The sequence below is a fragment of the uncultured Bacteroides sp. genome (genome assembly GCF_910586915.1).
Lineage (GTDB): Bacteria > Bacteroidota > Bacteroidia > Bacteroidales > Bacteroidaceae > Bacteroides.
On the sequence record NZ_CAJULN010000019.1, the window covers coordinates 1 to 19,545 of the forward strand.

General features: G+C 46.1%; 20 protein-coding genes and 3 pseudogenes. 3 read left to right on the forward strand and 20 right to left on the reverse strand.

Going from position 1 to position 19,545, the window contains the following annotated elements:
• From QZ331_RS08435 to QZ331_RS08515, 17 genes and pseudogenes are all read right to left on the reverse strand, one after another.
• Positions 1–390: pseudogene (locus QZ331_RS08435) on the reverse strand (F0F1 ATP synthase subunit alpha); the annotation flags it as partial.
• Complete coding sequence (locus QZ331_RS08440) at positions 390–950, reverse strand: F0F1 ATP synthase subunit delta (RefSeq protein WP_294629491.1); 561 nt, start codon at positions 948–950, stop codon at positions 390–392. The pseudogene QZ331_RS08435 and the gene QZ331_RS08440, both read right to left, overlap by 1 nt.
• Positions 951–955: 5 nt before the next feature.
• On the reverse strand, positions 956–1,459 hold the full coding sequence (atpF, locus tag QZ331_RS08445) for a F0F1 ATP synthase subunit B (protein ID WP_294629492.1): 504 nt from the start codon (positions 1,457–1,459) through the stop codon (positions 956–958).
• 4 nt (positions 1,460–1,463) lie between these two features.
• Positions 1,464–1,721, reverse strand: coding sequence for an ATP synthase F0 subunit C (atpE, locus tag QZ331_RS08450; RefSeq protein ID WP_294629493.1), 258 nt, complete (start codon positions 1,719–1,721; stop codon positions 1,464–1,466).
• Between the two features lie 44 nt (positions 1,722–1,765).
• Positions 1,766–2,866 carry a F0F1 ATP synthase subunit A gene (gene atpB / locus QZ331_RS08455; RefSeq protein ID WP_294629494.1) on the reverse strand — a complete coding sequence of 367 codons (1,101 nt, stop codon included), beginning with the start codon at positions 2,864–2,866 and terminating at the stop codon, positions 1,766–1,768.
• A 19-nt stretch (positions 2,867–2,885) separates the two neighbouring features.
• Entirely contained in the window at positions 2,886–3,131 is a 246-nt protein-coding gene (atpC, locus tag QZ331_RS08460; RefSeq protein WP_294629532.1) for an ATP synthase F1 subunit epsilon, read from the reverse strand.
• A 12-nt stretch (positions 3,132–3,143) separates the two neighbouring features.
• Positions 3,144–4,661 (reverse strand): F0F1 ATP synthase subunit beta, encoded by a 1,518-nt coding sequence (gene atpD, locus QZ331_RS08465; RefSeq protein ID WP_294629495.1) that lies wholly within the window; start codon positions 4,659–4,661, stop codon positions 3,144–3,146.
• A gap of 203 nt (positions 4,662–4,864) precedes the next feature.
• Positions 4,865–5,173, reverse strand: a complete 309-nt coding sequence (locus QZ331_RS08470; protein ID WP_294629496.1) for a hypothetical protein — start codon at positions 5,171–5,173, stop codon at positions 4,865–4,867.
• Positions 5,151–5,789, reverse strand: coding sequence for a hypothetical protein (locus QZ331_RS08475; RefSeq protein WP_294629497.1), 639 nt, complete (start codon positions 5,787–5,789; stop codon positions 5,151–5,153). Before QZ331_RS08475 ends, QZ331_RS08470 begins: the two co-directional genes overlap by 23 nt.
• 148 nt (positions 5,790–5,937) lie before the next feature.
• Positions 5,938–7,473, reverse strand: a complete 1,536-nt coding sequence (locus tag QZ331_RS08480; protein ID WP_294629498.1) for a transglutaminase domain-containing protein — start codon at positions 7,471–7,473, stop codon at positions 5,938–5,940.
• A gap of 22 nt (positions 7,474–7,495) precedes the next feature.
• Positions 7,496–7,924, reverse strand: a complete 429-nt coding sequence (locus QZ331_RS08485; RefSeq protein ID WP_294629499.1) for a DUF1573 domain-containing protein — start codon at positions 7,922–7,924, stop codon at positions 7,496–7,498.
• 200 nt (positions 7,925–8,124) lie between these two features.
• Positions 8,125–9,273 carry a 6-bladed beta-propeller gene (locus QZ331_RS08490; protein ID WP_294629500.1) on the reverse strand — a complete coding sequence of 383 codons (1,149 nt, stop codon included), beginning with the start codon at positions 9,271–9,273 and terminating at the stop codon, positions 8,125–8,127.
• A gap of 68 nt (positions 9,274–9,341) precedes the next feature.
• Entirely contained in the window at positions 9,342–9,578 is a 237-nt protein-coding gene (locus QZ331_RS08495) for an NVEALA domain-containing protein (RefSeq protein WP_294629501.1), read from the reverse strand.
• A gap of 208 nt (positions 9,579–9,786) precedes the next feature.
• Positions 9,787–10,113, reverse strand: a complete 327-nt coding sequence (locus tag QZ331_RS08500) for an NVEALA domain-containing protein (RefSeq protein ID WP_294629502.1) — start codon at positions 10,111–10,113, stop codon at positions 9,787–9,789.
• Positions 10,114–10,268: 155 nt separating this feature from the next.
• Positions 10,269–10,397 (reverse strand): annotated as a pseudogene (locus tag QZ331_RS08505) (IS982 family transposase); the annotation flags it as partial.
• Positions 10,398–10,814: 417 nt separating this feature from the next.
• Positions 10,815–11,834 carry an LPXTG cell wall anchor domain-containing protein gene (locus tag QZ331_RS08510; protein ID WP_294629533.1) on the reverse strand — a complete coding sequence of 340 codons (1,020 nt, stop codon included), beginning with the start codon at positions 11,832–11,834 and terminating at the stop codon, positions 10,815–10,817.
• A gap of 39 nt (positions 11,835–11,873) precedes the next feature.
• Positions 11,874–12,073: pseudogene (locus tag QZ331_RS08515) on the reverse strand (F0F1 ATP synthase subunit beta); the annotation flags it as partial.
• 146 nt (positions 12,074–12,219) lie between these two features.
• On the opposite strand from QZ331_RS08515, the gene QZ331_RS08520 reads away from it, so the two are divergent.
• Positions 12,220–12,732 (forward strand): hypothetical protein, encoded by a 513-nt coding sequence (locus QZ331_RS08520; protein WP_294629503.1) that lies wholly within the window; start codon positions 12,220–12,222, stop codon positions 12,730–12,732.
• Positions 12,733–12,776: 44 nt separating this feature from the next.
• Complete coding sequence (locus tag QZ331_RS08525; protein WP_294629504.1) at positions 12,777–13,448, forward strand: hypothetical protein; 672 nt, start codon at positions 12,777–12,779, stop codon at positions 13,446–13,448.
• A gap of 169 nt (positions 13,449–13,617) precedes the next feature.
• Here QZ331_RS08525 and purT read toward each other — a convergent pair whose 3' ends face one another.
• From purT to QZ331_RS08540, 3 genes are all read right to left on the reverse strand, one after another.
• Positions 13,618–14,784, reverse strand: coding sequence for a formate-dependent phosphoribosylglycinamide formyltransferase (gene purT, locus QZ331_RS08530; RefSeq protein ID WP_294629505.1), 1,167 nt, complete (start codon positions 14,782–14,784; stop codon positions 13,618–13,620).
• A 104-nt stretch (positions 14,785–14,888) separates the two neighbouring features.
• Entirely contained in the window at positions 14,889–15,512 is a 624-nt protein-coding gene (locus QZ331_RS08535) for a chloramphenicol acetyltransferase (RefSeq protein WP_294629506.1), read from the reverse strand.
• Positions 15,513–15,651: 139 nt separating this feature from the next.
• Complete coding sequence (locus tag QZ331_RS08540) at positions 15,652–17,169, reverse strand: DUF4301 family protein (protein ID WP_294629507.1); 1,518 nt, start codon at positions 17,167–17,169, stop codon at positions 15,652–15,654.
• 106 nt (positions 17,170–17,275) lie between these two features.
• Between QZ331_RS08540 and QZ331_RS08545 the strand changes: the two genes are divergently transcribed.
• Positions 17,276–19,492, forward strand: a complete 2,217-nt coding sequence (locus QZ331_RS08545) for a RelA/SpoT family protein (RefSeq protein WP_294629508.1) — start codon at positions 17,276–17,278, stop codon at positions 19,490–19,492.
• The last annotated feature ends 53 nt before the right edge of the window (positions 19,493–19,545 follow it).

The following is a 19,545-nucleotide window of genomic DNA, read 5'->3' on the forward strand; positions in this document are numbered from 1 at the left end:
CATATCGTACAAGTCGCCGCCAATCAGTCCTTTGCCGTCCAACGGTTCGCCCAACGGGTCAATAACACGCCCCAGCATCCCCTCTCCCACACGGATGGAAGCAATGCGATTGGTACGCTTCACGATAAATCCTTCCTTGATTCTGTCCGTCGGTCCCAACAATACGGCACCTACATTATCTTCTTCAAGGTTCATCACAATGGCTTTGATACCATTATCAAACTCCAGCAATTCATTTGCTTCGGCATTCCGCAACCCGTAGATACGTACCACGCCGTCGCTCACCTGGAGCACCGTCCCGATTTCGTCAAACTGCACATTGGCGTTGATACCTTCGAGCTGCTTGCGCAATATGTCGGACACTTCGCTTACTCTTATATTCTCAGACATTATACAATTCTCCTATTCTTATCAATAAATTGTTGTTTCACCCGTTTCAACTGTGTGGCGACACTCGCGTCCAGCCGGAGGTCATTGATATCGAAGATAAATCCGCCTTCGATAGACGGGTCTACCACCGTCTCCATTTCCATCCGCGTGTGCAGGATATGCGCAGCTGCCGAGCGAATCCGCTCTTCCGTCTCCTTATCCACAGGCACGGCGGTAGTCAGTTTGCCGGTTCCGATATGTTTCAGTTTCCGGTAAAGATCCATATACATCAAGCTGACAAACTGTAAATATCCCTCACGTCTGTTTCTCAGTACCAAAGTAATGAAGCGGACAAACTCCCTTGTCGGCTTACCGTCGCCGTCGGCAGCAGTGCATACCAACGCCAACTTCTCCTTTGTCGTGACAACAGGATTTTCAAGCGCTTCGCACAGACCGGGTTGAGCATAAAAACAGTAGGACAAGGTCAGAAATTCCTGATATACCCTGTCTTCCACACCTTTTTCCCGCGCATACTCAAGCATCGCTTTCGCATAACGCATCGAGAGTATTCCGACTTCCATCTTCTTCAGTTCTTTTTTGAGGTTAATACTTCATCCAGCATCCGGTCAATCATGCCCATCTGCGATTCGCGGTCCGCAAGATTCTTGCGAAGCACCTTCTCGGCAATGTCGACCGAAAGGAGAGCCACCTGGCGGCGGATGTCGCGGATAGCCTCATCCTTTTCAATCTGAATTTGTTGTTTCGCTGTATCCAGTTCTTTCCGTGCGGCTATCTCGGCCTGCTTGCGTGCCTCGTGAATAATCTTGTCACGCTCTTGCACGGCTTCCTTCAGGATGCGTCCCTGCTCCCTGTTGGCGGCAGTCACCAGCGCGTCTCCCTCTTCTTTGAGTTTGGACAACTGGGCATTGGCTTCTCTCGCCACCTCCAACGACTGGTCGATATAGGTCTTACGGCCTTCCACCATCCTGATGATGACAGGAAAACCATACTTCGCCAATATCACGAACACCACCCCGAATGAGAGCAACATCCAGAACAGCAGGCCACTGTCAGGTAATAGTAATGACATAGGCTCAGAGGAAGAATACCAACAGACAAACAACTACCGCCAGCAACGCTACCCCTTCAATCAGGGCGGCGGCGATAATCATATTCATACGAATGTTATTCGATGATTCCGGCTGGCGCGCAATGGCCTCCATAGCCGAACCGCCAATCTTTCCAATACCCACACCGGCTCCGATTACTGCAAGACCAGCGCCGATGGCTGCACCCAATTTACTTACTCCTACTGCTGCCGCAGTGGCCTGTAACAATACTGATAGAATCATAATTTTTAGTTTTAAAATGGTTTATATTCTTTGTTTTCTCTTTTTTACTTCTCTTCCGCCTTTACCTCCGCACCCTCCTGTGCCAACCCGATAAACACTGCCGAAAGCATGGTGAATACATACGCCTGTATGAAAGTAACCAACAACTCAAGCGCATTCATAAAGACATTGAATAAGACGGAAGCCACCGTGAGCGTGCCATTAAGCGCAGGTCCCATACTTGCCGAGATAAATATCAGGCAGGTGAGCACGAGCATCGCCATATGTCCCGCCAGCATATTGGCAAAAAGACGAATCATCAGAGCAAACGGCTTCGTAAAGATTCCGAAGAATTCAATAAACGGCATCATCGGCACAGGCACTTTGAGCCACCACGGCACATCGGGCCAGAAAATGTATTTCCAATAGTGCTTTGTCCCGAAGAGGTTGACCACCAAGAAGGTACATACGGCAAGCACCATTGTAACGGCAATATTCCCCGTCACGTTCGCACCACCGGGGAAAAACGGAATCACCCCCATCACGTTATTGATAAAGATAAAGAAGAACGCCGTCAGAAGATACGGGGCAAACCTACGGTAGTTCGGTCCGACACAGCTCTTGATAATGTCATCGTTCACCATCATGATGAACATTTCCATGAATCCCACAAATCCACCTGGTGCCTTCGCTCCCTGCGGACGTTTCCTGTACCAATGCGCCACACTCAGCACAATCGCCAGCAGCAAGAGACTGTTGAACAGCAAGGCGAGCGTCACTTTCGTAATCGAAATATCCCAGGGACGAACCTGCTCGCCTGCCACATCATATTCCACCAATTTGCCTGCGTACTTGCTTCCTTCGGGAGCGATGGAAAAACCCTCGTACGTGCCGCCATTCTCTTCGAGACGGGAGGAAAGGAACGTATGCCAACCTGAACTGGTACTATAAACAATGATAGGCAACGGTATAGTAATCTGCGTCTTGCCCCATGTTGTAATGTGCCATTCGTACGAATCACCAATATGTCCGAATACGATTTCCTTCACATCTACCGTCGGTGGAAGCATTTCCTCCGCCCGTTCTTGTGCAAGCACTGGTACGCCGACTGCCGTCATCAGGCAGAACAATACCAACGAAGCTATTATGTCATGCAACTGTTTCATGTTTCTTCCATACTTTCCATCAAGCGATACAAACGGAAACCGTTCCATCGCTCAGTTCGACAAAACCACCCTGAATATCCATCGTATGCTCTTCTCCTTCCGTCGTGGTGTAACCCAACATTCCCGCTTTCAATGACGAGACAATGGGCGCATGCCCCGGAAGAATGGAAAATGAACCAATCGTACCTGGCAATGTAACAATCCTCACATCTCCGTCGAAGATACTCTTCTCTGGCGATACTATACTCAAATGCAGTTCCTTCATCACTCTCTATTTTTATTTCTTTGCCTGTTCCAGCAATTTCTTACCTTTCTCTATCGCTTCTTCGATGGTGCCGACATTTAGGAAGGCCTGTTCGGACAGATAGTCCACTTCACCATCCAAAATCATCTTGAATCCCTTCACCGTATCTTCAATCGTCACCATCACACCTGGCACACCTGTAAACTGTTCGGCTACGGCAAAGGGTTGTGAAAGGAAACGCTGCACACGGCGGGCGCGGTTCACTACCGTCTTATCCTCCTCCGATAGTTCTTCCATACCGAGGATGGAGATGATATCCTGCAACTCCTTGTTACGTTGCAAAATCTGTTTCACTCGTTGCGCTACGTCGTAATGTTCCTGCCCTACAATATGTGGGTCAAGGATACGAGAAGTCGAAGCCAACGGGTCTACAGCCGGATAGATGCCGAGTTCCGTAATCTTACGGTCGAGCACGGTAGTGGCGTCCAAATGGCTGAAAGTCGTTGCGGGAGCCGGGTCTGTCAGGTCGTCGGCAGGCACATATACCGCCTGTACGGAAGTGATGGAACCTTTGCGGGTAGAGGTGATGCGTTCCTGCATCGCACCCATTTCCGTTGCCAACGTCGGTTGGTAGCCAACGGCTGAAGGCATACGTCCCAACAGGGCGGACACTTCCGAACCAGCTTGCGTGAAACGGAAAATATTATCAATAAAGAACAGGATATCGCGCTTTTCACCTTCGCTTCCGGCGTCACGGAAAGATTCGGCTACCGTCAGTCCCGACAACGCCACGGAAGCACGTGCTCCCGGAGGTTCGTTCATCTGACCGAATATTAGCGATACCTGCGATTTCTCCAGTTCGCCGTAATCTACTTTTGAAAGATCCCAGTGCCCTTTCTCCATGCTCTCCTTGAATGCTTCACCGTAGCGGATAACGCCCGATTCAATCATTTCACGCAACAGGTCGTTGCCCTCACGCGTACGCTCGCCTACTCCAGCAAACACTGAGAATCCGTTGTGCTTCTTGGCGATATTGTTGATAAGTTCCTGAATCAGTACCGTCTTTCCTACGCCTGCACCACCGAACAGACCGATTTTACCGCCTTTGGCATACGGTTCGAGCAGGTCGATAACCTTGATACCTGTAAAAAGAACCTCCTGCACGGTGGTCAAGTCTTCAAACTTAGGAGGGTCGCGATGAATGGAATATGCACCGTGGCGGTCAAGTTCCTTCATTCCGTCAATCGAATCACCGACCACGTTCATCAGCCTGCCTTTAATCTGCTCGCCGACGGGCATGGTGATGGGGCTGCCTGTAGGATACACTTCCAGGCCTCTTTGAAGTCCGTCGGTACTGTCCATAGCTACGGTACGTACCGTATTTTCACCGATGTGTTGCTGTACTTCCACTATTAGTATCTTACCATTCGGCCTTTTTATTTCCAGCGCATCGTGGATGGCCGGCAGTTTCAGTTCTGCATCCGTACCTTCAAAATATACGTCGACCACAGGGCCGATAACCTGAGATATATGTCCGATAATCTGTGACATAAGCAATCTTTTATTTATATTGTTCTTTCTCTGTTCCTATTGAAATCTTACATTGTAATAAATAAACAGACAAGCGCAGTTTTTGTTCAGCTATTTTTATCAAGAAAGTGACTTCCAAAAACAAAAGAAGTATGTTCTTCTCACCATGCTTCTTTTTCTATGTTGTCGAACGAGCTTACTTGGAAGCCTCGATGTTTACAACTTTATAATCCCAAGTCTATAAAATTGTAATACATCAACACACCCGCTCCCATCATGTAAATTCTTGATTCATCATCCGAAATTGCTATTTTTCCCACTGTTTCATTCCGCATTTTTATATTTTTCACCAACTCGCCGTCATGAGTAAAAACAAGAATATTTTGTGGAATCACCTTTTTACTATTTTCTAAACTCTTACCACTAAAGGCCGTAAACACATATTTGTCATTAACCGCAATATCATAGAAACCATCTTGATTTTTCTTTTCCCATTTCTGTCTTTGAAAATCATACAAAGGTTCCGTTAGCATACGTTCCCACTCCTTTACAACTTCTCCATTTGCATTTATATTGAAACAAACAAGATACCCTGTCAATTGAGAAGCGAAAAAAAAGTTTGTTTTTATAGGATGCAAACCATCCATACATTTGCAGATTATTCTTTTCGGGAAGACCTTCAACCGGAACTGTACCAAAAGTTTTGATTGGTTGCAGTTCTTTGTCCAACATTACAAACATATCTTTACAGCCAAATCCAATAAAACCTATCATTTCACCACTATCCATCATATGCAGATTCAACAAATTAATCGAATCTGATTGATACTTATACTCATGTAAACGATGCAACTGAACCAAGTCTTCCATTTGCAATTGATACTCAACACACTTCCGCAAATTACTATCATAGAGTTTCATTTTCCCATCTTTACATCCGGCTATTACAGCACTTGTAAAGTCGTCCGGCCCACTGCCCATACGTCCCCAAGTCTGTGTTTTTTGAGTTGTTTTATTGAAAAACAAAAGATTTTGTTCCATTCCTGGTGTGGCAAACACTATGTGTGATTTCAAATCCCTTATTTGTAGTGGAGAAAGCATTACCAAACTATCATTAAACAATACAGGGTCAATCTCCACTTCTGCCAAAAGTTTGCATGAGCTATTTCAACATGAGGTCAAAACAGATAGTAAAACAGCAATATAGATAAATCGTTTCATAGTATCTTTATTTTTAAGGTTCGCAGTAAAGATAAAAAAGATTGGATCCTCTTCTTTTCTGTCTCCTCTTCTGCTCTTATCTTATCAGGTTCATGGTTATCACGCTGTCGTTTTCCAGATAGAATACACGCTGGTTGACAATGCGGTCGGGCACGGTGAACCATAACAGCGCATTCTCAGGAATATCCGTATAGCTCTGGGTAGAATCAGCAGTGCTGTTGTATTCCAGCGGGGAGAACGAAGCCGACTCCACATCCCAGTAGTGAAGCGTGTGCGGACGTTTGAGCAGTCTTTTCCGTTTCGGAAACATAAACGCCCGTGTCCGGTCCATACGAGGAATGAACTTACGTATATGCCCGTGCGCATCCACATGGAACGGGGCAGTAAGGAAGCGGAGCTGCCCGACCGAGGGAGAATCCGCCACGATGAAGATGTTGTCGCCTCCCACCTGGCGGAACAGGCAGACCGTATCGGTGCGGCACCCCATGGCAACGGGCTCCCACCGATAATAATTGTAGACGCACAGATAGACCTGACCCGATGTATACGCAAACTCCCGGATGCGGTCGGTAGCCACGCGAACATCGACGGGACGTTCGAGGTACTCCGGGCTGACGTCCTCCAGCAAGGGACTTTTCAACCAGATGGCATAACCGTCGTCCGCACTTTCCTCTCCGCTAGGTACAGAACAGAGACCGAAATGGGAGCGGTATACCTTGCCGGGTCTTAAATATCCTCGACCGTTCAATACTGGCAGATACTCACCCGGCAACTGCTCTCTAGGAGCAAAGCAGTGGAAACGTCCGTCCTGCCACACAGCTCCCCAGTTGTGCCCCCAATCTATGCGCGTCCAAAGGGTCTTATCCATAGCCACAGGGATGCCCACAGCACGCATGACGAACAGACCCAAGTCGCACAATCCTTCGCACCGGGCACCTCCCCAGGCATACGTCTCCTCTATGGTAGGATAAAAAGGAAGAGAGTTCTTTTTATACTTCATCAAGGTTCCCAACCTCGCGTTCAGCAACGAGCACGCTTCCAGCGGAGTGGAGACTCCGGCAGAGTCGAGCAAGGGGGTGAACTTGTCCATCATCTCCTTCCTGAGACCCGAAGGGTATTCATGGCTGATGCGGTACGGCAATATGTACTGGCAGAAAACAGAGAAAGGCACCTGCTTCGCCCAAGGCTTCCGCCACGCCTCGAAGGCAAGGTCGATGTTTCGTACCAAAAAGGCGCCGTCTAGTGTCCGGATGTCCCTGTAACGATGACGTTCCGCCATACACCCCGCCCTTGCCAGCGAATCAAGGTGTGCCTTACCCGCCTCCTCCGTGGGGAAATCCGTCAGCCGTGGACGGTATCTCTCCCCACTGGGTAGCGCATAAAACTCCTCCTCATAGAAGTGGTAGGACATATTCTCTATCAGGAAACGGGCGGCAGCGAGTTTCAGGCTGTCATCCTTATAGTGCTGCAACACATATTCCAATTCCTGCCGATTGTCACCGGCAAGTGTCAAGGCGCGCTCCAACGCGACATCCCGACGACAAGACATGAAAAGCAAAAGCATCAAGCATCCGCATAACGGGAAACACCGGAATGTTTTACTTGGAGACATTTGCATGATTACTCTTTATTTATTATCTGGCATCCCCAACAATCTTCAATGTCAACGGAGAATTGTCCGTATTGCAATATACAGTGATTGTCTTATCGAAGTGTTCGGGGCGTTCGGCCTTATAAACCACCTCCAGGGTGGTTTCACCGCCCGGCTGCAAAGGCTCTTTGGAATAGGATACGGTAGTGCAACCGCAAGAGGTGGTGACGTCCTGTATCACCAAAGGCTTATCGCCCATATTCTTTAAGGTGAAAACTGCCTTTTGCTCCTCCTGCCAGTTGACACTGCCCATCGAAACAGAGTTTCGGTCTATACTCACTTTGGTCATTATATGCTTGCTTTTATCTTCTCGTCCTATCTGTTTACCTTGAATAATATTCAGGTAGAGTTCTTTCACTTTGGGATTATGGATGGGATTGCCGATGGCTACTACTTTATTATCCTTATCCAATAGAAAAGTTTGGAATTCTTGTTGTGAAGGAAAACGATTAAGAACATTCAGGCTATCCTGCAAATCAATGCAAGCTCCAAAAGATTGTTTATGCCGATATAAGTATGTTCTTATCTCAGTCGTTTGTTTTTTTGGCATGAGAAACAACATAAACACAATACTGATAGCAATATACTCCTACTAAAAACAACCATTTCTTCTTATTCCATTCCAATCTGTAATAATACTAAATTTTGATCATCACCACTATAGTTTATACGTTCCCTTATTTCTGACTGTTTATCCATATCCAAATGCTCGGTCGCATATTCCATTATCATCTGAGGATATAGAGGTATTACAACACTATTTTCTTGAACAAAGAAAGGAGTCCCATCCAAACCTATTTCATATCCAAACAAGTATGTGTCATCAATAACAACATTACTTGCCCTTTCACGATTGCCATCTGCTATCCACCAATAAGTGTGCTTATTATAGAAAAAGGATAACCAACATTGTGACTCATGCTTCAAAAAGAAATTGATTCCATAAGCATAATTTTCTTTAAACAGGTTTTGATAGAAGTCCATTATATCTCGATACTTATGTTGAAAGAAATCAATCGGGATATTCTTGTTATCCAAACATACTCTAAAAGCAGGTACAGCAACTCCAGAGTTTGGCATCGTATAAATTGTATCGTTAAATATTTGATAAAAAAACGTTTCTTCACCTTGTGAAAAATTATTTTGCGATTTCACATGCAAATAATTTGCTTTCAGTTCGTCAATGACAAGACTTCGTCCTTCTATTGTTCCCGTATTCAAATCCACTAACAATAATTGATGTGAATTATCCTTGTCCTTTTCATTACCGATATACAACAACATTTTCCCTTCGCTCAACAGACTTATTTTAGCTCCCCAAGCGTTCAGTTCTACCTTTTTCAACAAAGTTCCATCCCAAGAATAATTAAACAACGATTGGTTGTTTCTACTCAAAATCCAAATGTTTTCCATCTCATCTATTTGGATGTCGGTTATTGATAAATAATCGTCCGGAGCATCTCCCCGATGCCGCAAAGATGCCAACACATTCCCCTCCATATCAAACTTGTACACAGCAGAGTTATCCGCCACATATACATATCCCTTCTTAATCAATACTTGGATCGGCTCATCTATGATAATTGAATCATTCGTTTCCAATGGTATATATCTTATCGATGAAGATATGGACGATATATCCAAAGAGGGCTGCATTGAAGCAAAATCAATATTCAAAGATGAAACGTCTGTTTCTTTTGTACTTTGCACATTACATGAAACCAAGAAAAAAAGACATATAAATAATAAAAAACGATTCATAAAATTTCAATTATAATATAGATTAAAGAGGATTGCTAATATTTTTACAACCCTCTCATGTTTAAAATTTAACAATTAGAGCAAGCCGCAGCACCACAAGTTCTAGTACCGGGACAACAACAATAACGTGTACCTTCAGCATTACCATACAAAGTTCCTGTTTCTGAACTTTCACCACTTGCCAACGCTTCCACATTCGCCAACATCAAATCAGACATTGTATCAACTTTCTGATTCGTATATACACCATATCCCGCAACTGCTGCAACAAATGCAACAAATGCTATTTTGATAAATTTCTTCATTTTGCTATTTTATTTAGTTTATTAAATAATTCTGTTTTCTCCCGTATCTATCCTTTCAACGGAAAAGCAAACATATTGCTTGTTCAATTTAAATCGCTATCTTTACCGAAACCTCCTTTCTTGGGTGGGTTACGGAACGGGCGGTACGCAATGGACCAACAAAACGTTAGCCGCCCGCTCCTCTCCATTCCCTTTTTATATTTTCTTTTTATTCATTGCATCTGAACTCTATACATCCGCAGCAAGGAGTTTCCACGAGCCTCTGTACACAAGAAGAAAAAAACAAAATGGACAGACTAACGAGACTGAGTATAAAAATGCGCACATGTTCTACTTCTTGTTCAATAATAGGACAAACGATTGAACCACTCCCAATACACACTACACGAGCTACACTTTCATCGGCAGCCAATGCCTCTATATTTTCCAATAGTAAATCGTCCAATTTTTCCGAATGGTTCATTTGAACATAACCTAAAACAGAAAGGGCGCAAACAGCCGATAATCCTACTAATTTTAATTTAAATCGTTTCATAGTATCTTTATTTTAGTTTTGCAACAAAGATAAAAGGAAAGATTGGAAACAACGAACAAACATTAGTAAACAGGGCGTGAAAAAAAAATCACGCCCTGTTTCATTTACTTAAATCAATAATATTCAAACACTTATTTAACGCAAGTTCGATATAATCAGAACATATCCAGTTGCCCGTCATTGATGAATTTCACATCAATGGCGGGTTTCTTTTCAAAGAAACGATAGGCTGCTATAGCTGACAATGTATTTGCAATGAAGTTATTGAATGAACAATGTCTGGAAAGTCTTGTGAATCAATATTCGTTGGTTACGGCAGACACGTAAGGGTTATAAGACACACATCGGGGAAACAAGTCTCTCAAATCTTCGTGGATGCCTACGTTCACCTATCGGTTAGCGGAGAATTACCTACGATTTAATTTTCCGTTGCCTACAGACTAACGGCCGGGATGCATAAATTTATTCGTCTGACTATAGTTGAACTTGCGTCTGACTGTAGTGTTTCTTTCGTCTGACTATAGTCAGACGAAAAGACCACTATAGTCAGACGAATAAATTTTAGTAAGAAAACCAACAGACATTCGCATTACAGCCGACAGGCCATCGCAGGAAAAAGATTAGTTTTATATAAGGCTCATGCGTGTGTATGCAACGTTATAATTGAGTTCTATAAAATTAATAGTTATATTGAACTGACATTATTTACTTATAATCATTTGATACCCTTTTTTCTCTGGTACAGAACGAATTTGAACGGAATCGTCTCCTACAAATAATTTATTTAATAGACTGATTGCCTTTCGACGGCGTTCGTCCAAATTCAAATCCGTTACCCCCCAACCACAAATAACAGCAATCTCATCATTTGTCAAAAAGAGGTCAGACGTTTTGGCAAAACCCAACAATAACTTTGCAGCTTGCGGCTTACACTCCACACACTTTCCTCGATGGGTCAATGTATGGTTTACGAAATCAAATATATATTCTCCAAACCGATAAGTAGTTGCCAACACATTTGGAATCTTTTCCTTTTCATTCTTCCGAAATCTGAGATATCCCCCCAATCCTATGAATAAAAGAAGACCTGAAAGCACCAACCATAGAGTATTTGTCCAATCCACACAACACCAAAAGCCAGACATCATGTAGGCTGTCAATCTCATAGTGTACATTTCATCCAAATAGTAAGTGCCCAAATCGTAGCGCGAAGTAACAATAGCATTATCCCCCACAAAGAATTCCCGCAAACCATCGTGGCCTAATGGATGCACCGTCAGAGAAAGGGCACACATAACTCCACTATACCGAGAATCCATTTCAGATTTCCACTCCATATATATCTTCTCCAACGGGAATTTTCCATAGCAATTCAGTAAACCGGCCTTAATCCCTACAAAATCCAACGAATATAATCCTTGCGCCTCTTTCAATGAATCGACTTCTATTTCAAATACACCAGCCTCCGATACAGCTTTCCGCTTGGTATGCTTTTCACCATTATCCCCCAAAAATATCTGGCATTTCCCCAGTCCCTCAAATTCCCGACTCACCACCTGCTCCGCAACTCCGCACAACGTTCGTATAGCCACTTCTTTTGCTTCGGCACGCCCTTGACGGACACTATCATGCAATATTGCTCCCCAAAAAAGCATTACCATAATAACAGCACCTATCCATATTGCAAAAATCCTCTTACTATATTTTATCTCTTTTTTCATCTTTATGTTCCAAATGTCTTCCGCCACAAAGTTAAACATTTTTCCTACGCCCGCACCACCGAACAAACCGATTTTACCGCCTTTGGCATACGGTTCGAACAGGGCGACAACTTCGATACTGGTGAAAAGAACCTCCTATACGGTTGTCAGGTCTTCAAATTTAGAAGGGTCACGGTGGATGGAATATGCGCGCTGTGACGGTCAAGTTCCTTCATTCCGTTGGTACTTTCCATAACTACGATACATACTGCATTCTCGACAGATTGATTAAGGAAGGTTAAAGCCCTTCAAATCCATTACTTTCCACGAAGACCTACCTTTCGGCACGTATGCACTGACCGTATGGGGCGGACTGAAAGAGCAGTCGCAATTAAAGGAGCAGTCGTTGACCGGTATCCTGCATACCGGTCAGGCAGAAGCAAACGATGTCTATCTGGCACACGACACCTTAGTGTACGACGGGCAACACTTCTACCACTCATTGGCACTGCAACGTACCACCGGAAAGTTATTGATTCAAATCGTCGACCTGCCCGCCGCCGTGCGCTACGAAGCCAACAGCATCGGGCAGATATACGAACGTGTGAACCATAAGTTCAAATACGCGAATCCGGTCACCATACGTAAACAAAACACCTGGAACGCCTCTCCGGAGATTCTTCTGCACACTGTCCTGGCTCCTTCCGTCGAAGAGAACCAATCATCCGTGCATCTCGATTTATACGATAAGGCAGACCGGACCACCCCTACTCTTACTCCCAAAAATGTGAACGTCACCCTGAAACGTAACGAGCTGACTGCCTTGAGGTATGTTTACGACAACGGTAAAAAGGACTTCAACATCTACCTGCTCGTAGATGCCGCTTGGGAAATCATCTATGACCTGGATATAGAATAATCTCGTTTTTTTCACTCATTATTTAATTCTAAAACTTAGCTTAAATGAGAAATTATTTGTTTTTATCTGCTGTTGCCGCTATGATGCTGACAGCTTGTAGCAATGACGAAACTCTTCCGATGGAGAGTCCCGCAGTTACCCAACCCGGTCAGACACTCACCCTGACCCTCAACAGCAGTGGCGACGGCCTAAACACCGTCATCGGAACTACCGCCGTGGCCGCCATACGTATCACGCTCTATACCCGGCAGAACAAAAGTGTTCCCCTGCTGCAACGTAGTCAGACTCCGGTTTTCAAGGATTACATCACCAGTCCTCTTGCCGCTTCGACCAACGGGCACGTATTGGTGCAAATACCCGTACCCGCAGGCACACTGCCTGCCGCCACACTGTCCAAAAGGGCTTATGTATTGCCGGTTCCTGCCCCTACGGCAGTGAACAACGGCGACTATACGTTGAAAGTGGAAATTGCAGACGCCGCCGGAAACACATTACGCTCAACGCGCGTCACCCTCTCGGGCAGCGACGACACCAATTCTTCTACCGGCAATGGGACGGGAATCATCGACCCGCAAGGCGTGTACCGCTTTCCTCTCATTGCCAATCATTTTTATGGAATAGGCACACCGCTCGCTCCCGTCAACTTGGGGACGATGGAAACCAAAAACGACGGGATACGAGCAAAGATGATAAAGGAATGGGGAGAGTTGGATTAATATCTTCATTTGTGTCAATTACCAGACACAATGGTGCCACAATATATGGCACAACAGTTCCCAATGCTTGAAACAACAGTTTCCAATGCTTGGAACAGCAGTTATAAAGAATAAGCCGATGGATATATCTCCACCGGCTTTCTCTCTGCAATATTAGGTATACTTTTTTTTAATAGACTTCCACCCGTTCGGCAATTGCCTTCGCCTTGTCGCGCAATGTATCAAGGTCGGAACCCGTCGGAGCATAGCAAAGCACCACTCCCATGCGGCGGTTGACGCGGGTGTACGGTTTGCCGAATATACGTAGATAGGTATCTTCTTCTTTTGTCACCTCTTCCAATCCGCGGTATTGAGGACGCTCCTGGCTGGCAATGGGCGAAAGGATTACGGCACTCGCTCCTATCCGCTCCTGCTTGATGGCGGGGATAGGCAATCCAAGCACGGCACGAAGATGAAGTTCAAATTCGTTCAGGTTTTGCGTACCTGCCAAAGTAACCATACCCGTATCGTGCGGACGCGGTGAAAGTTCGGAGAAGTAGACCCCGTTCTCATGACTCAGGAAAAACTCTACACCCCACAAGCCTGCACCTGTCAGTGCACGGGTCACTTTTTCCGCCATCTCTTCGGCTTCTTTCAGATGGGCAGGGTCGATGTGAGCGGGTTGGAAGCTCTCGCGATAATCACCACCTTTCTGCACGTGTCCGATAGGCGGGCAGAACAGAGTGGGACCGTTCTTCTGGGTGACAGTAAGCAACGTAATCTCGCTGTCGAACTTGATAAACTCTTCGATGATAAGTTCGCGGATATCACCACGGCTACCGCTGCATCCGTATTCCCAGGCGTGTTCAAGCTCGTCGGCACTCTTTACGAGCGATTGGCCTTTGCCGGAGGAAGACATCAATGGTTTCACCACGCAGGGGAAGCCGATTTTCCCGGCAGCTTCCTTCAGTTCTTCGAGTGTTTTGGCGTAGAAATAGTTGGCGGTTTTCAGTCCGAGCTCCTTCGCTGCAAGGTCGCGGATGGCTTTGCGGTTCATCGTGAAGTTAACGGCACGGGCACTGGGCACTACCTGGATGCCTTCTTTCTCAAAGTCGTAGAGACGTTCGGTACGGATGGCTTCAATTTCGGGCACGATAATGTCCGGACGGTGTTTCTCGACGACACGTTCCAATGCTTCGCCGTCCAGCATATCGAACACTTCGACTTCATCCGCCACCTGCATAGCCGGAGCTCCTGCATAAGAGTCGCAGGCAATGATGTGCTGTCCTTTGCGTTGAGCCGAGATTACAAACTCTTTTCCAAGTTCTCCTGAACCGAGTAACAATATTTTCTTCATTATCTTGAGCGTTTTTAGATGTTAATGATGCAAAAGTAGTATATTTCGACGATATATGGTTTCTTTTAGGTGAAGAACTCCACGTACTGCCCGAACAACAACGGTCATAAGTCGAGAAGTTCGATGAACTTGGCAACATGATAACCGTCCATCAGCCCGTGATGGCAGGTGACGGAGATGGGCAGCAACAACCTCTCTCCTTCTCGAAAATATTTTCCGGTAGAGATTTTGGGAACACTGTCGCCCGAACGCATACAAGTAGGATGCTTCATATCCGTGAAGGCAAGCCACGGCACCGCCGAATAATGGATGGCGTTGGGATGAAAAGTTCCGCCTTTGTTCAGTCCGGTGGTAGCTTGCAGGCGTTCCATCTCGGATTTTGCGCAACGGACAAAAGTCAACTCATCCGGATGGTAGTCGAAAGCAGCAAAAGAGAACGTATGGTCGGCACGAGCCACGGTGGCTTCGGGTAGCAGACTATCATAGCACACGATTCTGTCGCCTTCAATGCGGTAGCGAAATTCCTCGACCTTAGCAGCAGCCGTTATAATGCGATGAAGAAGTAAAAGGGAGAAAGATATGCCTTTATTCTTGGCGTCCCGATGTGTGCGGGTACAGTCGACGTTGACCGTCACTCCGAAAAACGGATCATCAAAGGCACTGAAATGCTCGAAGTGCTCTTTCCGGTTCCAAGTGGCAAGGTCTATGATTTTTTCAATCTGATTCATGGAGGATATATTGTTTCACCACAGAGGACACAGAGTTCCACAGAGTTTTACATACAGAGCAACAGATGCACACAAATACAAATGAAAGAAAAAAAAACAGTGGAACCCTGTGTCCTCTGTGGTGAAAATTTAGAGTTAATTATTGGTGTTGCTCGCGCAGCAAGTCGTTCACTGTCTTCACCGGATTGAAGGTAGCAAGAGGCACTTCCACGAAAATGGTGTTCCAGTCGCTCATTGCACCGTTCCACAAGCCGGGTAGTTCAAGCGCTTTCAGTTCCTTGCCGCTCTTTGATTTGTAAGAGATAAAGCCGGTTGCCTTGTCTATGTATTTCACCAAATCGAACTTGTTGCCTTTATAATCGCGCACAGCACATACCAAGTCCACCGGATTGAAGTGTGTGCCTTTCTCGAACATTTCCTTCTTTTCGGGATCGTTCATATCGATTTGCGAACTTTCAAGGATTTGCAGGGAGATGGTTCCGTCGCTGTTGTACGCAAGAAACGGACCTCCGCCTGGTTCGCCTACGTTCTTCACCATTCCGCAAACGCGCATCGGACGGTTCAGTTTGTTCTTCAGGTAGATGGCGAGTTCGGAATCTTCGAGGTCTTTCGTTTCGGGATTCTTGCAAAAGAGTTTCTTTTGCAGGAAGTGCAGGATTTCCATCACTTGTTCGTGGGTATATTTGCCGCTATCGAGCAGTTCGAGGTATTCAAACGCCTGTTTTTGCAGGGAGACAAGTACGCCGGCAATCAGTTTCTTATAGGTAACGGTGTCCCCTTTCAACTTGTCAGGCACTACGTTGTCGATGTTCTTTATGAAGATGACATCGGCGTCGAGGTCGTTGAGGTTTTCAATCAGTGCACCGTGTCCGCCCGGACGGAAAAGTAGGTTGCCGTTGTCGCGGAAAGGCTGGTTGTCCATATCGGCGGCAATGGTGTCGGTGCTCGGTTTCTGTTCGGAGAAGGTGATGCAATAGTCCACGCCGTAACGTTTGGCAAATTCGCCTGCCTTTTCGTCTACCAACTTCTCGAAAAGCTCGCGGTGTTCGGTTGATACGGTGAAGTGCACGTTTACTTTGCCGCTCTTGCCGGCTGCGTACATGGCACCTTCGGCAAGATGTTCTTCCAACGGAGTGCGGGCACCTTCGGGGTATTTATGGAATTTGAGCAGTCCTTTGGGGAGTGCGCCGTAATTGAGTCCGACAGTCTCAAGCAAAGCGGCTACGACAACTTTATAATTGCCCGCTTCGATAAGTGCGGGGATATTCTTTCCTGCCGTGCTGAGGCAAGCCGCATTGAGGTCGTCATAGAAAGCAAAGTCGTGAAGCCCAGCGAAGAAAGTCTGCTCAAACGAAGTGGTCGGACAGTCGTAACCGGCAGAGAGGAACTCAAACAAATTTTTGAACATACGGCTCGCTGCGCCCGAAGCAGGGACAAACTTGACTATATTTTTATCTGTATCCGTATATGCATCCCACGCTGCCAAGTATGCTTTCTGCTCTTCGGCGTCGGGTGCCAAGATACCTTTTTCGATAGAAGCGGCAGCATCCAGCCTTAAGAAAGGAAACCCCGTGCGGAAACAAGTTAACTGTTCGGCTATCTGTGCTTCCGTAATGCCTTTACGGGTAAGCAACTCTTTGTCTTGTGTCGTCATCATAATATCTAATTTTATTAATTGATGCCCAAAAATACAAAATGTTATTTACTTCTTGCCGTATAACCAATAAAAAAAGTAATTTTACGTCGAATTAACAAGATTGAATATGGACGACTTTTTTACACCAGAGGAAAAAAAGGAGCTTTTTTCACTCTACCGGCATCTGGTAAGAGCTGCCGGAGACAGCATTTCCAGGCAGGACTGCCAACGACTGAAGCAACATCTCATCAAAGCTGCCCAGGGCAACGGGTTGCAACGCAATAACTTCGGAATGAATCCTGTTATCAGAGATTTACAAACGGCAGTCATCGTTGCCGGCGAAATCGGGATGAAAGGCTCCTGCCTGATTGGTATCATGCTGCACGAGATAGTGAAGGCACATATCCTGTCCATCGAAGAAGTGGGCAATGAATACGGCGAGGATGTGGCAAGCATCATCAAAGGGCTGGTAAAAACAAACGAACTGTATGCCAAGAGTCCGGCGATAGAGTCGGAAAACTTCCGCAACCTCCTACTCTCGTTTGCCGAGGATATGCGCGTAATCCTGATTATGATTGCCGACCGCGTGAACGTGATGCGCCAAATCAAAAATGCTCCCAACGAGGAGGACCGCAACAAAGTGGCAAACGAAGCCGCCTACCTGTACGCCCCGTTGGCACACAAATTGGGACTCTATAAACTGAAATCGGAACTCGAAGACCTGTCGCTGAAATATACGCAACGGGATACCTATTACTATATTAAGGAGAAACTGAACGAAACAAAAGCGTCGCGCGACAAGTATATCGCCGCTTTTATCGAGCCTATCAAGAAGAAGGTGACCGAAGCGGGACTGAAATTCGACATCAAAGGACGCACCAAGTCCATACACTCGATATGGAATAAAATTCAGAAGCAAAAGACCCAGTTTGAAGGTATCTACGACTTGTTTGCCATCCGCATCATCCTCGACTCGGAACCAGACCCGGCAAAAGAGAAACAGGAGTGCTGGCAGGTGTACTCCATCGTGACGGATATGTACCAGCCCAACCCGAAACGTCTGCGCGACTGGCTCTCCATTCCGAAGAGCAACGGCTACGAATCGTTGCACATCACCGTGATGGGGCCGGAAGGGAAATGGGTGGAAGTACAGATACGTACCCGCCGCATGGACGAAATAGCCGAACGCGGACTGGCAGCGCACTGGCGCTACAAAGGCATCAAAGGGGAAACGGGACTGGACGAATGGCTGACCTCCGTGCGCGAAGCATTAGAGAACGCCGACAACGACTCGATGAAAGTAATGGATCAGTTCAAGATGGATCTTTACGAGGACGAAGTTTTTGTGTTTACCCCCAAAGGCGACTTGTTTAAATTGGCAAAGGGCGCCACTGTGCTCGACTTTGCTTTCCACATCCACAGCAAATTGGGATGCAAGTGTATCGGCGCCAAAGTAAACGGCAAGAACGCTCAGTTGAAACAAAAACTGAACAGTGGCGACCAGGTGGAAATCATGACGTCAAACACCCAGACGCCGAAACAGGACTGGCTGAATATCGTGACCACCTCCAAAGCCCGCACAAAGATTAAGCAGGCACTCAAAGAGATGGTAGCACGCCAGCACGCTTTTGCGAAGGAGACGTTGGAACGGAAGTTCAAAAACCGCAAGTTAGAGTATGACGAAGCGACCATGATGCGCCTCATCAAGCGGTTGGGATTCAAAATCGTGACGGACTTCTATCAGAAAATAGCCGATGAAGCACTGGACATCAACGAAGTACTGGATAAATACATCGAGCAACAAAAGCGGGATAGCGACACACACGACGAAATCGTGTACCGCAGTGCCGAAGGATACAATATGCAAGTGGCGCAGGAAGAGACGGCTTCGAAAGAGGATGTGCTCGTCATCGACCAAAACCTGAAAGGGCTGGAGTTCAAACTCGCCAAGTGCTGCCACCCTATTTACGGCGACGATGTGTTCGGCTTTGTCACAATAAGCGGAGGAATCAAGATTCACAGGAAAGACTGCCCGAATGCAAACCAGATGCACGAACGGTTCGGCTATCGAATTGTAAAAGCACGCTGGGCAGGTAAGTCGGAAGGTACACAATACCCCATCACGTTGCGTGTGGTCGGACATGATGATATCGGTATCGTGACGAATATCACTTCCATCATATCGAAGGAAAACGGAATCACGCTACGCTCCATCGGCATCGATTCGCACGACGGACTGTTTTCGGGGACTCTGACAATTATGGTCGGTGATACGGGAAGGTTGGAAACGCTTATCAAGAAGCTGCGGACGGTAAAAGGAGTGAAACAGGTAAGCCGGAACTGACAACAAATTCATCGAATAATAAAAATGAGGGTGTGTCAAAACTCAATTTTTGA

Coding starts and splice junctions, on each gene's coding strand:
- QZ331_RS08440 (WP_294629491.1), bottom strand. CDS start 950: ATGGAAGTCGGAATACTCTCGATGCGTTATGCGAAAGCGATGCTTGAG.
- atpF (WP_294629492.1), bottom strand. CDS start 1,459: ATGTCATTACTATTACCTGACAGTGGCCTGCTGTTCTGGATGTTGCTC.
- atpE (WP_294629493.1), bottom strand. CDS start 1,721: ATGATTCTATCAGTATTGTTACAGGCCACTGCGGCAGCAGTAGGAGTA.
- atpB (WP_294629494.1), bottom strand. CDS start 2,866: ATGAAACAGTTGCATGACATAATAGCTTCGTTGGTATTGTTCTGCCTG.
- atpC (WP_294629532.1), bottom strand. CDS start 3,131: ATGAAGGAACTGCATTTGAGTATAGTATCGCCAGAGAAGAGTATCTTC.
- atpD (WP_294629495.1), bottom strand. CDS start 4,661: ATGTCACAGATTATCGGACATATATCTCAGGTTATCGGCCCTGTGGTC.
- QZ331_RS08470 (WP_294629496.1), bottom strand. CDS start 5,173: ATGCTAACGGAACCTTTGTATGATTTTCAAAGACAGAAATGGGAAAAG.
- QZ331_RS08480 (WP_294629498.1), bottom strand. CDS start 7,473: ATGTCTCCAAGTAAAACATTCCGGTGTTTCCCGTTATGCGGATGCTTG.
- QZ331_RS08490 (WP_294629500.1), bottom strand. CDS start 9,273: ATGAATCGTTTTTTATTATTTATATGTCTTTTTTTCTTGGTTTCATGT.
- QZ331_RS08495 (WP_294629501.1), bottom strand. CDS start 9,578: ATGAAGAAATTTATCAAAATAGCATTTGTTGCATTTGTTGCAGCAGTT.
- QZ331_RS08500 (WP_294629502.1), bottom strand. CDS start 10,113: ATGAAACGATTTAAATTAAAATTAGTAGGATTATCGGCTGTTTGCGCC.
- QZ331_RS08510 (WP_294629533.1), bottom strand. CDS start 11,834: ATGAAAAAAGAGATAAAATATAGTAAGAGGATTTTTGCAATATGGATA.
- QZ331_RS08525 (WP_294629504.1), top strand. CDS start 12,777: ATGAGAAATTATTTGTTTTTATCTGCTGTTGCCGCTATGATGCTGACA.
- purT (WP_294629505.1), bottom strand. CDS start 14,784: ATGAAGAAAATATTGTTACTCGGTTCAGGAGAACTTGGAAAAGAGTTT.
- QZ331_RS08535 (WP_294629506.1), bottom strand. CDS start 15,512: ATGAATCAGATTGAAAAAATCATAGACCTTGCCACTTGGAACCGGAAA.
- QZ331_RS08540 (WP_294629507.1), bottom strand. CDS start 17,169: ATGATGACGACACAAGACAAAGAGTTGCTTACCCGTAAAGGCATTACG.
- QZ331_RS08545 (WP_294629508.1), top strand. CDS start 17,276: ATGGACGACTTTTTTACACCAGAGGAAAAAAAGGAGCTTTTTTCACTC.